Source organism: Devosia sp. LjRoot16, from assembly GCF_964252795.1.
In the GTDB taxonomy this organism is placed as follows: domain Bacteria; phylum Pseudomonadota; class Alphaproteobacteria; order Rhizobiales; family Devosiaceae; genus Devosia_A.
On record NZ_CAXUPH020000001.1, the window covers coordinates 2,101,794 to 2,114,908 of the forward strand.

At 65.3% G+C, this 13,115-nt stretch carries 15 protein-coding genes; 14 read left to right on the forward strand and 1 reads right to left on the reverse strand.

Features of this window, described 5'->3' with window-relative positions:
* The first annotated feature begins 1 nt into the window (after position 1).
* From ACSQ23_RS10000 to ACSQ23_RS10020, 5 genes are all read left to right on the forward strand, one after another.
* Positions 2-784 (forward strand): glucose 1-dehydrogenase, encoded by a 783-nt coding sequence (locus ACSQ23_RS10000; RefSeq protein WP_055886969.1) that lies wholly within the window; start codon positions 2-4, stop codon positions 782-784.
* 9 nt (positions 785-793) lie between these two features.
* Positions 794-1,111 carry an L-rhamnose mutarotase gene (gene rhaM, locus ACSQ23_RS10005; RefSeq protein WP_055886967.1) on the forward strand — a complete coding sequence of 106 codons (318 nt, stop codon included), beginning with the start codon at positions 794-796 and terminating at the stop codon, positions 1,109-1,111.
* Between the two features lie 38 nt (positions 1,112-1,149).
* Positions 1,150-2,328: an L-rhamnonate dehydratase gene (rhmD, locus tag ACSQ23_RS10010; RefSeq protein WP_436090510.1), complete on the forward strand. Its 1,179-nt coding sequence runs from the start codon at positions 1,150-1,152 to the stop codon at positions 2,326-2,328.
* Between the two features lie 17 nt (positions 2,329-2,345).
* Positions 2,346-3,092, forward strand: coding sequence for an SDR family NAD(P)-dependent oxidoreductase (locus ACSQ23_RS10015; protein WP_069912519.1), 747 nt, complete (start codon positions 2,346-2,348; stop codon positions 3,090-3,092).
* A gap of 165 nt (positions 3,093-3,257) precedes the next feature.
* Positions 3,258-4,550, forward strand: a complete 1,293-nt coding sequence (locus ACSQ23_RS10020; protein WP_436090511.1) for a Gfo/Idh/MocA family protein — start codon at positions 3,258-3,260, stop codon at positions 4,548-4,550.
* Between the two features lie 157 nt (positions 4,551-4,707).
* Here ACSQ23_RS10020 and phnF read toward each other — a convergent pair whose 3' ends face one another.
* Positions 4,708-5,445, reverse strand: coding sequence for a phosphonate metabolism transcriptional regulator PhnF (phnF, locus tag ACSQ23_RS10025; protein ID WP_436090512.1), 738 nt, complete (start codon positions 5,443-5,445; stop codon positions 4,708-4,710).
* An 81-nt stretch (positions 5,446-5,526) separates the two neighbouring features.
* On the opposite strand from phnF, the gene phnG reads away from it, so the two are divergent.
* The 9 genes from phnG to phnD all read left to right on the forward strand — a co-directional run bounded on the left by phnG (position 5,527) and on the right by phnD (position 13,055).
* Complete coding sequence (gene phnG, locus ACSQ23_RS10030; protein WP_436090513.1) at positions 5,527-5,976, forward strand: phosphonate C-P lyase system protein PhnG; 450 nt, start codon at positions 5,527-5,529, stop codon at positions 5,974-5,976.
* Entirely contained in the window at positions 5,976-6,566 is a 591-nt protein-coding gene (gene phnH, locus ACSQ23_RS10035) for a phosphonate C-P lyase system protein PhnH (RefSeq protein WP_436090514.1), read from the forward strand. The genes phnG and phnH overlap by 1 nt, the downstream gene beginning before the upstream one ends.
* Positions 6,567-6,569: 3 nt before the next feature.
* Positions 6,570-7,787: a carbon-phosphorus lyase complex subunit PhnI gene (locus ACSQ23_RS10040; RefSeq protein WP_436090515.1), complete on the forward strand. Its 1,218-nt coding sequence runs from the start codon at positions 6,570-6,572 to the stop codon at positions 7,785-7,787.
* A complete protein-coding gene (locus ACSQ23_RS10045; protein WP_056003581.1) occupies positions 7,784-8,662 on the forward strand; it encodes an alpha-D-ribose 1-methylphosphonate 5-phosphate C-P-lyase PhnJ in 879 nt (292 codons plus the stop codon). The genes ACSQ23_RS10040 and ACSQ23_RS10045 overlap by 4 nt, the downstream gene beginning before the upstream one ends.
* Entirely contained in the window at positions 8,659-9,450 is a 792-nt protein-coding gene (phnK, locus tag ACSQ23_RS10050; RefSeq protein WP_436090516.1) for a phosphonate C-P lyase system protein PhnK, read from the forward strand. Before ACSQ23_RS10045 ends, phnK begins: the two co-directional genes overlap by 4 nt.
* 166 nt (positions 9,451-9,616) lie before the next feature.
* Positions 9,617-10,321 (forward strand): phosphonate C-P lyase system protein PhnL, encoded by a 705-nt coding sequence (phnL, locus tag ACSQ23_RS10055; protein WP_436090517.1) that lies wholly within the window; start codon positions 9,617-9,619, stop codon positions 10,319-10,321.
* The gene (locus ACSQ23_RS10060) at positions 10,318-10,926 is read left to right on the forward strand and encodes an acetyltransferase (protein WP_436090518.1); all 609 of its coding nucleotides are present in this window, start codon (positions 10,318-10,320) and stop codon (positions 10,924-10,926) included. Before phnL ends, ACSQ23_RS10060 begins: the two co-directional genes overlap by 4 nt.
* A 255-nt stretch (positions 10,927-11,181) precedes the next feature.
* Positions 11,182-12,054, forward strand: coding sequence for a phosphonate ABC transporter ATP-binding protein (gene phnC, locus ACSQ23_RS10065; protein WP_055886908.1), 873 nt, complete (start codon positions 11,182-11,184; stop codon positions 12,052-12,054).
* 92 nt (positions 12,055-12,146) lie between these two features.
* Entirely contained in the window at positions 12,147-13,055 is a 909-nt protein-coding gene (phnD, locus tag ACSQ23_RS10070) for a phosphonate ABC transporter substrate-binding protein (RefSeq protein ID WP_436090519.1), read from the forward strand.
* Positions 13,056-13,115 lie beyond the last annotated feature (60 nt).

Here is a 13,115-nt window from a genome sequence, read left to right on the forward strand (position 1 = left end):
CATGTTGCTTGAAGGCAAGCGCGCCATCGTCACCGGCGGATCGCGCGGCATCGGCCGCGGCATTTCGGTGGAGCTCGCCCGGCAGGGCGCCGATGTGCTGATCAACTATTTCGCTGGCGCCGACCAGGGCTTTGCCCGCGACACCGCGCATGACGAGACGGTCGCCGAGATCGAGGCGCTGGGGCGCCGGGCCATCGCGGTGGAAGGCGATATCGCCGATCCGCAGGTCAGCACCGACCTGGTGCAGGCAGCGGTCGAAGCGTTCGGCGGCGTCGACATTCTTGCGTCCAACGCCGGGATCTGCCCGTTCCACGCCTTCCTCGACATGCCGCCGGCGCTGCTGCAGCAGGTGGTGGGGGTGAACCTCAACGGCGCCTTCTACGCGGTGCAGGCGGCGGCGAACCGGATGAAGGACCAGGGCACGGGCGGCGCGATCGTCGCCACCTCGTCGATCTCGGCGCTGGTCGGCGGCGCCATGCAGACGCATTACACCCCGACCAAGGCGGGGGTGCATTCGCTGATGCAGTCGGTGGCCATCGCGCTCGGACCTTATGGCATTCGCTGCAACTCGGTGATGCCGGGCGCCATCGCCACCGACATCAACAAGGACGACTGGTCCGACCCCATGAAGCGCGAATACCTCAACAACCGCATCCCGCTGGGCCGCTTCGGCGAGCCCGAGGATGTGGCCAAGGTGGTCGCATTCCTCGCTTCCGACATGGCCTCCTATGTCACCGGCGCGGCGCTGCTGGTAGATGGCGGGCTCTACGTCAACCTGCAATAGGAGAACCCGATGTCCGAGCGCATCGCCTTCCGCATGAAGGTGCACCCCGGCAAGATCGCCGAGTACAAGAAACGCCACGATGAAATCTGGCCCGAGCTCAGCCAGGCGCTGCGCGATGCCGGCGTTTCCGACTATTCGATCTGGCACGATCCGGAGACCGACGAGCTGTTCGCGACACTGGTGCGCACTGCCGACCACACCATGGCCGATCTCCCCAAGACCGAGATCAACAAGCGCTGGTGGAAGTTCATGGACGACATCATGGACTATAATGACGACGGCACGCCTGAAGTCGTTGAGCTCCGACAGGTCTTCCACCTCGCCTGATTTCGCTTCCTGATCTCTTGCCGAAACGGCCGCTTTCCATGTCCGACTTCACCATCAAGGCCGTACGCGTTTCGCTCGTTGAGAGCGAAGGAGATGGCGGCGACTATTTCCAGCAGGGGCGTGGCCACTGGCTGATCGATACGCTGATCGCCAACCCGATGTCGGGTTACGCTGAGTACAAGGCGTCGCGCCAATCCTGGGGCATCGGGGTGATGGGCTCGATCGTCGTCGAGATCGAGAGCGAGGCCGGCGTCACCGGTGTCGCCACCGGCTTCGGCGGCCCGCCGGCGGCGTGGCTGGTGGCCAACCACTTCAGCCGCTTCCTTGTCGGCGAGGACGCACGCAACACCTCGAAAATCTGGGACCAGATGTTCCGCGCCTCGATGCCCTATGGTCGGAAGGGCATGCCGATCGCCACGATCTCGGTGGTCGACCTGGCGCTGTGGGACCTGGTCGGTAAGCTCCGCGGCGAGCCGGTCTACAACCTGATCGGCGGCAAGTGCCATGACGAGATCAACTTTTACTGCACCGGCCCGGCGCCGGACGCCGTGAAGGGACTGGGCTTCTGGGGCGCCAAGGTGCCGCTGCCCCACAGCCATTTCGATGGCGAAGACGGGCTATTGAAGAACATCGAATTCCTCACCGCGCAGCGCGAGCTGGTGGGGCCGGATTTCCCGCTGATGGTCGATTGCTATATGGCGCTGACCGTGCCCTATGCGATCCGCCTCGCCGAAAAGACCAAACACCTCGACATCTACTGGTGGGAAGAGGTGCTGCACCCCGACGATATCGAGGGGTTCCGGCTGCTGAAGCAGGCGCACCCGACCCTCAAGTGGACCACCGGCGAGCACGAATATACCCGCTACGGCTTCCGCCGGCTGATCGAGGAGCGCACCATCGACGTGCTGCAGCCCGACGTGATGTGGGTGGGCGGGCTGACGGCGCTGCTGCAGATCGCGGCGCAGGCGGCGGCTTACGATATCCCGGTCATTCCGCACGGCTCGGGGCCGTACTCGTACCAGTTCATCGCCAGCCAGCCGGCGCAGTCGCTGTGCGAGTATGTGGCAGCCAGTCCTGACGGGCGCTCGATCCGCCCGATCTTCGGCAAACTGTTCAGCGGCGAAGACCTGCCGCAGAACGGTCGACTAAAGGTCAGTAGCGCGCCGGGCTTCGGTATGGAAATAGCTGATCGCGGCCTGCTGAAGCCATTTGTCTGACCGAATAAGAGAGTTTCATGAACCAGATTGATCTCAACGGCCAGGTGGCCGTCATCACCGGCGGTGCGCAGGGCATCGGCTTCGCCATTGCCAAGCGGCTGGTTGCCTCCGGCGCCAAGGTCAGCCTGTGGGACATGAATGCCGACCTGCTGGCGAGCGCCAAGGCCGAGCTCGGCGCCGCCGCCTCGACCGTTGCGGTCAACATCACCAATTACGACGCCGTCGCCGCTGCGGTAGCGGAAGTCGAAGGCAAGCTCGGCAAGCTCGATATCCTCGTCCACTCGGCCGGCATTGCCGGCAAGAACGCCCCGCTCGACGAATACGAACTCGATGAATGGCGCCGGGTGATCGACATCGACTTGAACGGTGCGTTCTACGTCAACCGCGCCGTGCTGCCGGGCATGAAAGCCCGCAATTTCGGCCGCATCGTCAACATCGCTTCGATCGCCGGCAAGGAAGGCAACCCGAACGCCTCGGCCTATGCCGCGGCCAAGGCCGGCGTCATCGGCATGACCAAGGCGGTGGGCAAGGAAGTGGCGAAGTACGACATCGCCATCAACGTCATCACCCCAGCGACGGCCAAGACCCGCATTCTCGACGAGCTGAAGCCCGAATTCATCGACTACATGCTGAGCCGCATCCCGCGCGGCCGCTTCCTCGAAGTCGAGGAAGCCGCGAACATGGTGGCCTGGCTGGTGTCGAAGGAAAACAGTTTTACCACCGCTTCGGTGTTCGACCTGAGCGGTGGCCGCGCCACCTACTGATCGCCGCTTCAACCTGTTCCATCGGGGGGCCGGATCGCCACAGCGATCCGGCTCTTTCGCTTATGCGGCCAAGGTCGGGTTGACTAAGTAACCAGACGGTGAATTATTTCAGGGCGACCCGCTGGAGGACCCCGGGTTGCATAACACCCGACGAGGACACCCCCAGTGAAGTACGCGATAGTCGGCGTCGGCGGGCGCCATGCCATGTTCCGCAGGGCGATCACAGAGACGCATGCGGAAGGCAACGACCTGGTCGCCCTGTGCGACGTGAACGAGACCCGGCTGGCGCTTTCGGCCGGCAAGATCCCCAAAAAGGGCAACGGCATCGCCACTTACGAGGCGGCTGATTTCGAGCGGATGATCGCTGAGCAGCAGCCCGATACGGTGATCGTCACCACGCCGGATTACCTGCATCACGAATATATCGTCGCGGCGCTGAAGGCCGGGCGTAACGTGATGACCGAAAAGCCGATGACGGTGGATTTGCAGAAGCTGCGCGCGGTGCTCGAGGCGCAGCAGCAGAGCGGCAAGCGGCTTACCGTCACCTTCAACTATCGTTACACGCCGGCCCGCACGCAGCTCAAAGACCTGTTGCTGAGTGGCGTCATCGGCGAGATCACCGCGGTGGATTTCCGCTGGTATCTCGACCGGGTGCACGGCGCCGATTATTTCCGCCGCTGGCACCGCTACAAGGAGAAATCCGGAGGCCTGCTGGTGCACAAATCCACCCACCATTTCGACCTGATGAACTGGTGGGTCGCCTCGACTCCCAAGACCGTCAGCGCCAATGGCAAGCGGGTGTTCTATACGCCGGAGATGGCCGAGGAACTGGGGCTGGGCGCGCATGGCGAGCGTTGCCACGATTGCCCGGTGTTCGACCGGTGCGAGTACCGGCTCGACCTTGCCGGCGATCCGGCGCTGCGCGAGCTCTACCTCGATGCCGAGGATGATGACGGGTACCTGCGCGACAAATGCGTGTTCGCCGACGACATCACCATCGAAGACACCATGCAGGTGCAGGTGAAATACGCCAACGACGTGTTCCTCAACTACACGCTGTGCGCCTACAGCCCGTGGGAAGGGCTGGAGATCAAGTTCCACGGCACCAAGGGTGAACTGACGCACCGGCATGTCGAGGTGCACGGGGTGTTCGGCGGGGTCCGCGACAAGGCGCAGGAAGATGCGATGACGACGACGCTGCATCTTGCCGGCGGGTTGCCCGAGGCCGTGGACGTGTGGGCCGGCCACGGCGACCATGGCGGCGCCGACCCGGTGATGCTGGGCTATCTGTTCGAGCCCGAGAGCATGGAACCGGATCGCTATGCCCGGGCCTCGACGCACAAGGAGGGGGCGTGGTCGATCCTCACCGGCATCGCGGCCAACGCTTCGATCGCGTCGGGGCAGACGGTGGACGTGGATCGGATGCTGGCCGAGGCGGGGATCAGTTTGGCGCGATAGTCCCGACTGATGGAGACGGCCCCCTCCCGGCCTCCCCCATGAAGGGGGAGGTGAAGAGTCGAGGCTCTGTCTTCGATCGTGCCCCGTGAACCGGCGGGGCACCTCCCCCTTCATGGGGGAGGATGGGAGGGGGCCGTCTCTATCAGTCAGCCCGTCCCTAAACCACCAGCTCCATCCGGTCCGCCGGAAAGCGCGTCAGCATGGCGTGGATCGGGACGCCCTCGGCGTCGAGGTCTACGGCGTCCGACACCAGCACCACCGCACCCGGGGCGAGCTTCAGCGCTTGTGCTTCCTCCGTGGTGGCGTGCCGCGCCGAGATGCGGGTCGAACCGCGCGAATAGTCCTCGATGCCATAGCGCCTCAGCGCGGCGGTGACCGAGCCGGTTTCGACATAGGCGGTATCGAACCCGGCGAAGCGGGTCTCGGGGAACCAGCCGCTGGCGCGGGCCAGCGGGCGGCCGTCGGCGAAGGAGACCGTTTCCTGCCGGATCAATCGCGTTCCGACTTGCACCGCCAATGCCTCGGCGAGGCGTGCCGTGGCCCGCTCGATCTTCGATGACAGCAACTGGCTGCTGCGTTGGCGCACCTGCCCGGCAAGGCCTTCGGAGAAGCGGGTGCGGCGGCCGATCGGGTAGCTGAGGCGGCGGGCCTCGGCGACGAAGGTGCCGCGGCCGTGCTCGGCGCGCAGCACGCCTTCCTCTTCCAGCACGGCGAGGGCACGGCGGACGGTGTGGCGGTTGACGCCGAAACGCTCGGCCAGACTCAGCTCGCCGGCCAGCTTGTCGCCGCTTTCGAGTTTGCCGCCGATAATGTCGAGGCGGATGGCGTCGGCGATCTGGCGCCACAGGGCGACGCCTCCGGCCGGGGCGATTTCGGTACGGCTCAAGATTGTCATTGCATCTTCACACGGTCGGCCTATAGCGGGGCGAAACGACATCACTTGTCTATTTTACTATACAAGTTGGAGCAAGAGCCAATGCAACAGGCGCCTGCAAATAACCCCCGGCAGGAGGCGATGGCGGTGTTGAGCCACGCCACGCCGAAGCGGCTCGGCGAACTCTGGGCCGCCTGGTCCGACAAGCCTGATTACCACAAGGTGCGCGGCCCGGAGACCGGGCTGGTGATGGTGCGCGGCCGCGCCGGCGGTGGCGGCAACGCCTTTAACCTCGGCGAAGCGACGGTCACCCGCGCCACGGTGCGGCTCGAAACCGGCGAGGTCGGGCACGCCTATTGCCTCGGTCGCGACGGCGACAAGGCGGTGCAGTCGGCGCTGTTCGATGCGCTGCTGCAGCGCGACGCCGAAGCGGTGGAGACGCTGGTGCTGCGGCCGCTGCGCGAAGAGCAGGCGGCCGCGGATGCAAAACTCCGCGACGAGACGGCGGCCACCAAGGTCGACTTCTTCACCATGGTCCGGGGAGACGATTGATGGATACGACAATCGAAGGCGGCTTCGCCGACCTGGTGCTGGGGGCGCAGAGCGTGTTCCGCGCCGTGATGGAGGCGCTGGCCCGTCCGGGCTCGGTGCAGTCGATCGCGTCCGATGCGCTGCCGCCGGCGCCGTTGACGCCGGAGCTTGGCGCCGTGGCGCTGACGCTGTGCGACCACGATACGCTGGTGTGGCTCGACCCGGTACTCGCCGCCAATGAGGCAGTGGTGGCCTGGCTGGCCTTCCACTGCGGCGCGCCGCTGACCTCAGATATCGGCGCGGCGGCGTTCGCGCTGGTGAGCGACGTGGCACTGCTGCCGGCGCTCGATCGCTTTGGGCAGGGGACTGACGAGTACCCGGATCGCTCGACCACGGTCGTCCTCGCTGTCGGCGCCGGGACCCGAGCCGTGACCCTCAAAGGGCCGGGGATCAAGGACCAGTTCAGCACCGAGCTGCCGCTGCCCGGCGGCGATTTCATCGAGCAGTGGGCGGAGAACCGCACCCGCTTCCCCCGCGGCGTCGATTTGCTGCTGGTTCGTTCTGGCACGGTGGTCGGCCTGCCGCGCACCACCCGTATTTCGGAGGCTTGAGCCATGTATGTTGCCGTCAAAGGCGGTGAGGCCGCCATTGCCAATGCTCACCGGCTGCTCGCCGATCGCCGTCGCGGCGATCGCTCGGTGCCGGCGCTGCGCCTCGACCAGATCATCGAACAGCTCGGCCTCGCGGTCGATCGCGCCATGGGCGAGGGTTCGCTCTATGACCGCGAGCTGGCGGCGCTGGCCATCATTCAGTCGCGCGGCGACCTGATCGAGGCGATCTTCCTGGTGCGCGCCTATCGCACCACGCTGCCGCGTTTCGGCTATTCGAAGCCGATCGACACTGCGGCGATGAAGATCGAGCGCCGCGTTTCGGCGACGTTCAAGGATCTGCCGGGTGGCCAACTACTCGGACCGACCTTCGACTATACGCACCGCCTGCTCGACCCCAGCATTGCCGAGGGCGCTGCGGTCGATGAAGCCATGGCGCGCGCCAGCGCAGACGAGCCGGCGCCGCGGGTCACTGACCTGCTCGATCACCAGGGGCTGATCGAGCCCGACGTGTCCGAAGTGCAGGAGGAGATCGGCGATCTCACCCGCGAACCGCTGGAGTTCCCGCTGAACCGTGATCGGCGCCTGCAGGCGCTGGCCCGCGGTGACGAAGGGTTCCTCTTGGCGCTCGGCTACTCGACGCAGCGCGGCTATGGCCGCTCGCATCCGTTCGTCGGCGAGATCCGCATCGGCGAGGTCGAGGTGGAGCTCGATATTCCGGAGCTCGGCTTCGCGGTGAACCTCGGGCGTATCCGGGTCACCGAGTGCCAGATGGTCAACAAGTTCAAGGGCAATGCCAAGGTGCCGCCGCAGTTCACCCGCGGTTACGGGCTGGTGTTCGGTCAGGCCGAACGCAAAGCCATGGCGATGTCGCTGGTCGATCGCTCGCTGCGCGCCGCCGAGCTCGGCGAGGACGTGAACCATCCGGCACAGGACGAGGAATTCGTCATCTCGCACTCCGACAACGTGCAATCGACCGGTTTCGTCGAGCACCTGAAGCTGCCGCACTATGTCGATTTTCAGGGCGAGCTCGGGCTGCTGCGCGAGATGCGCGCCGAGCACGATGTTCACGCACCGGCCGGCACCCTCCCCCTCGCGGCGAGGGTTGGGGAGGGGGGAGCCCCAGGCTCCGAGCGTGTGGCTCCCCCCCTCCCAGCCTCCCCCGCAAGGGGGGAGGTGCCCGGAAGCATCGAAGACACGTCACCCGCGGAGGCGGCAGAATGAATATCGCCAAATACAACTTCGCCTATCTCGACGAGCAGACCAAGCGGATGATCCGCCGGGCTATTCTCAAAGCCATCGCGGTGCCGGGTTACCAGGTGCCGTTCGCCAGCCGCGAGATGCCGATGCCGTATGGCTGGGGCACTGGCGGGGTGCAGGTTACCGCCTCGATCATTGGGCCCAATGACGTGCTGAAGGTCATCGACCAGGGTGCCGACGACACCACCAATGCGGTGTCGATCCGTGCCTTCTTCGCCAAGGTCGCTCAGGTGGAGGTGACCACCCATACCGAAGAGGCGACGATCATCCAGACCCGCCACCGTATCCCGGAAGCCAAGCTCACCGAGGGGCAGGTGCTGGTCTACCAGGTGCCGATCCCCGAGCCATTGCGCTTCCTCGAGCCGCGCGAGACCGAAACGCGGAAGATGCATGCGCTCGAGGAATACGGGCTGATGCATGTGAAGCTCTATGAGGATATCGCCAAGCATGGCCGCATCGCCACGACCTACGCCTATCCGGTGAAGGTCGAGGGCCGCTACGTGATGGACCCTTCGCCGACGCCGAAGTTCGACAACCCCAAAATGCACATGTCGGAAGCGCTGCAGCTGTTCGGCGCCGGGCGCGAGAAGCGCATCTACGCAGTACCGCCCTATACCGAAGTGGTGAGCCTCGATTTCGAGGATCATCCGTTCGAGATCCAGCATTTCGAGGAGCCGTGCGCGCTGTGCGGCGCCACCGGGGTCTATCTCGACGAGGTCATCCTCGATGACAAGGGCGGGCACATGTTCGTCTGCTCCGACACCGACAATTGCGAGGATCGCCGCGAGCACGGCCACCGCGGCAAGCTCGCCGGCCACGCCCTGGAGGCAGCAGAATGAACACCAGAGTCTCAGCCAGCGAGCCGCTGCTTCGGGTCGACCGGCTCAGCAAGTTCTACGGCAGCCGGATGGGCTGCGCCGATGTGTCGTTCGAGCTGTGGCCGGGCGAAGTGCTGGCCATTGTCGGGGAATCCGGCTCGGGCAAGACGACGCTGCTCAACTGTCTCTCGACCCGGCTGGAGCCGACCTCCGGCCTTGCCGAGTACCGGATGCGTGACGAGGTGTGGCGCAATCTCTACGACCTCAGCGAGGCCGAGCGGCGCTTCCTGATGCGCACCGACTGGGGTTTCGTGCACCAGAACCCGGCGGATGGGCTGCGGATGACCGTGTCGGCTGGCGCCAATGTCGGCGAGCGGATGATGGCGGTTGGGGACCGGCACTATGGCCGGATCCGCTCGACGGCCATCGAATGGCTCGGTCGCGTCGAGATCGCCGAGGACCGGGTCGATGACGAACCGCGCGCCTTTTCCGGCGGCATGCGGCAGCGGCTGCAGATCGCCCGCAACCTCGTTACCCATCCGCGTCTGGTCTTCATGGACGAGCCGACCGGCGGGCTCGACGTCTCGGTGCAGGCGCGCCTGCTCGACCTGATCCGCGGCCTCGTCGCCGATCTGGGGCTCTCGGCCATCATCGTCACGCATGACCTGGCGGTGGCGCGGCTGTTGTCGCACCGCATGATGGTGATGAAGGACGGCCACGTGATCGAGCAGGGCCTCACCGACCGGGTGCTGGACGACCCGCGCGAGCCGTATACGCAGCTGCTCGTGTCGTCGATTTTGCAGGTGTGACCGTGACGCCGGAGCGCGCGGCCACCCCCACCCTCATTCCCTCCCCACAAGGGGGAGGGAGGCGCAGGGGCCGCTTCATCGGGGGCGTTGATAGTGCAGTCGTCTCCCTCCCCCTTGTGGGGAGGGATCAAGGGTGGGGGTGGCCCCACGCACCGGAGTCTAACAAATGACCGCCCTGCTTTCAGTCTCAGACGTCGCAAAGTCCTTCACCATGCACCTGCGCGACGGCATCGTGCTGCCGGTGGTCTCCGGTGTCGGGTTCACCGTCAATGCCGGCGAGTGCGTGGTGCTTGGCGGGCCCTCGGGGGCGGGTAAATCGAGCCTGCTCAAGATGGTCTATGGCAATTACGGCGTCGATGCCGGGTCGATCGCGCTGCTCCATCACGGCCAGCCTGTCGATCTCGCCACGGCGAGCCCGCGTACCGTGCTCGACCTGCGCCGCGACACCATCGGCTATGTCAGCCAGTTCCTCCGCACCGTGCCGCGGGTGACCACGGTCGATGTGGTGGCGGAACCACTGGTGAGCCGTGGCGTCTCCCGGGATGAGGCCACGGCGAGGGCGCGCGAACTGCTGGCGCGGCTCAACCTGCCCGAGCGGCTGTGGTCGTTGCCGCCGGCGACCTTCTCGGGTGGCGAACAGCAGCGGGTGAACATCGCCCGTGGCTTCATCACCCCGCATCCCGTGCTGCTGCTGGACGAGCCGACGGCCTCGCTCGATGCCACCAACCGCGCCGTGGTGGTGGAGATGATTGCCGAAAAGAAGCGAGCCGGTGTGGCGCTGCTCGGCATTTTCCATGACGAAGAGGTCCGTGCTCAGGTTGCCGACCGCATCGTCGACGTCACCCTGTTCGCCGCAAGGAAAGCCGCATGAAGCTCTCGGAGGCGCCTGTCATCGATCCGACCGCCCGGGTCAAGGAGTCCGTCCTCGGCAAGTACACCGAGGTCGGCGCACACTGCCACGTCAACCGCTCGAGCCTGGGGGACTACTCCTACTGCGTCGAGGGCACGCAGATCGCCTATGCCGAGATCGGCAAGTTCGCCAACATCGCGGCCAATGTGCGCATCTATGCCAGCAAGCACCCGATGCAGCGCGCCTCGCTGCATCACTTCACCTACCGCTCGAGCTGGTACTTTGAGGGCGAAGCCGATGACGCGGCGTTCTTCGAGTGGCGGGCCGAGAACGGCATCGAGATCGGCCATGACACCTGGATCGGCCACGGCGCGGTGATCATGCCGGGCGTCAAGGTCGGGCATGGGGCAATCATTGGCTCGAACGCGGTGGTGACCAAGGACGTCGCCAACTTCGCCATTGCCGTCGGCGTGCCGGCCAAGCCGATCCGCCAGCGCTTCCCCGGCCCGATCGCCGATCGCCTTCTGGCACTGGGCTGGTGGGACTGGAGCCACGACAAGCTGCATCAGGCGCTGCCGGATTTCCGTGCGCTGGAGATCGAAGCCTTCCTCGAAAAGTACGAGTAAACTGCTCGTACCCCACACACCGGTCATTGCCGCGAAAGCGGGAATCTCTGTTCTGGTGCGCGACAGGACGCTCCACAAACCGAGGTTCCCGCTTTCGCGGCAATGACCCGGTGATGGAAAGGCGTGATCAGAGAGGGGGTTAGCCCCCTGCGACAGGCGCTTTTCCACTGTCATCAAGACGTCACCCAACCTTCACGCACGCTTCGTGTAGCCGCCTTACGAGTTGGCCCCGTCGATTGGACGGGGTTTGTGCGCATGCTGAAGATTTCCAAGGTTACACGTCGCTTCGGCGCCAAGGTGGCGGTCGACAACGTCAACCTCGAAATCCCCGCCGGTCAGATGGTCGGCGTCATCGGTCGTTCCGGCGCCGGCAAATCCACCCTGCTCAGGATGATCAACCGGCTGATCGATGTCAGCGAAGGCAGCGTCGAGTTCGGCGGCCTCGAAGTTTCGTCGCTGCGCGGGCAGTCGTTGCGTGACTGGCAGCGCGACTGCGCCATGATTTTCCAGCAGTTCAACCTGGTGCCGCGCCTCGACGTCATCACCAACGTGATGCTCGGCCGGCTCAACCGCCGCAACACCATCATGAGCCTCCTCCAGATCTTCTCCGAGGAAGAGCAACTGCTGGCGCTCAGGGCGCTGGAGCGGCTCGATATCGCCCAGACCGCCAGCCAGTGGGCGCAGACGTTGTCGGGTGGCCAGCAGCAGCGCGTCGCCATTGCCCGCGCCCTGATGCAGGAGCCCAAGGTGATCCTCGCCGACGAGCCGATCGCCTCGCTCGATCCGCGCAACGCCAAGATCGTCATGGACTCGCTGCAGGCGATCAATGAAGAGCAGGGGATCACGGTGATCACCAACCTCCACACCCTCGATACCGCCCGCGCCTATTGCGAGCGGATCATCGGCATGTCGGCCGGCCGCGTGGTGTTCGATGGCACGCCCGAGCAACTGACCACCGAGGTGGCGCGTGAGCTCTATGGCGCCGATGGCCTCGAAGAAGCCTTCTCGGAGGAAATGACCTCGACCAGCCTCGAGGCCATCGTCCCCAAGAGGAAAAAGAAGAAGCACGCCGAGTTGCCGGCGGGCGCCCTCGAGGCCCCGCTCGCTTCGGCCGGCCTGCCTAACTGAGATTTCAGAGTTTCCGCTCCTGCCGGTCAGCCGCCTGCTTGCGCGGCGCGACAGGTGGCGGAAAGCCAATCGCGTCACCAAAGGAGACTTCCATGTCCGCGATCCGTAACGTCCTGATGGCGAGCATCGCCCTCACCATGACCAGCACTGCGTTCGCGCAGGATGTCTCGGTCCTCCGCATCGGTCTCGATGGTTCCGAGAACGAAGCCGACCAGATCCGCAAGACCGAATGCGTCGCCGAGGGCCTGAAGGTCGCGACCGGCGTGCCGGAAGTGCAGATCTTCCCGTCGCCCGACTATAACGGGGTGATCCAGGGCCTGCTCGGCGGCACCATCGACATCGCCTCGATGGGCGCTTCGTCCTATGCCGCCATCGTGCTGCAGGACCCGGCCGCAGTCGATCCGATCCTGACCACTGCCGGCGCCGACGGCTCGACCGGCTACTACTCACTGCTGGTTGCCCGCAAGGACAAGGGCTACACCAAGCTCGCCGACCTCAAGGGCAAGAAGCTCGGCTTCGCCGACCCGGATTCGACCTCGGGCTACCTCGTGCCGAACGTCTCGCTGCCGGCCGATATCGGCGGTCCGGTGGCCGAGTTCTTCGGCGAGACCGGCTTCGGCGGCGGCCATGAGAACCTGGTTCTCGGCGTGCTCGACGGCACCTGGGATGCCGGCACCACCTTCGGTTCGGGCGTCGGCGAATGGGCCGAGGGCTACACCACCGGTAACCTCCACACCATGGTCGAGAAGGGCATCCTCGACACCGACGATATCGTCGAGCTGTGGCGTTCGCCGCAGATCCCGAACGGCCCGCTGATGGTCTCCAACAAGCTGCCGGAAGATCTCAAGGCCAAGATCCAGGCGTTCTTCCTCGAGCTGCCGGCCAAGGACCTCGCCTGCTTCCAGGGCTTCACCGGCGGCGAAAACACCGCCTATGTCGAAGTCGAGCCGGCCTTCTACGACACCATCGTAGCCGCCCGTAAGTCCGTGATCGGCGACTGATCCAACACCCAATGAATGGAAACGGCGGTACCCCAGAGGTGCCGCCGTTTCGACATCAGG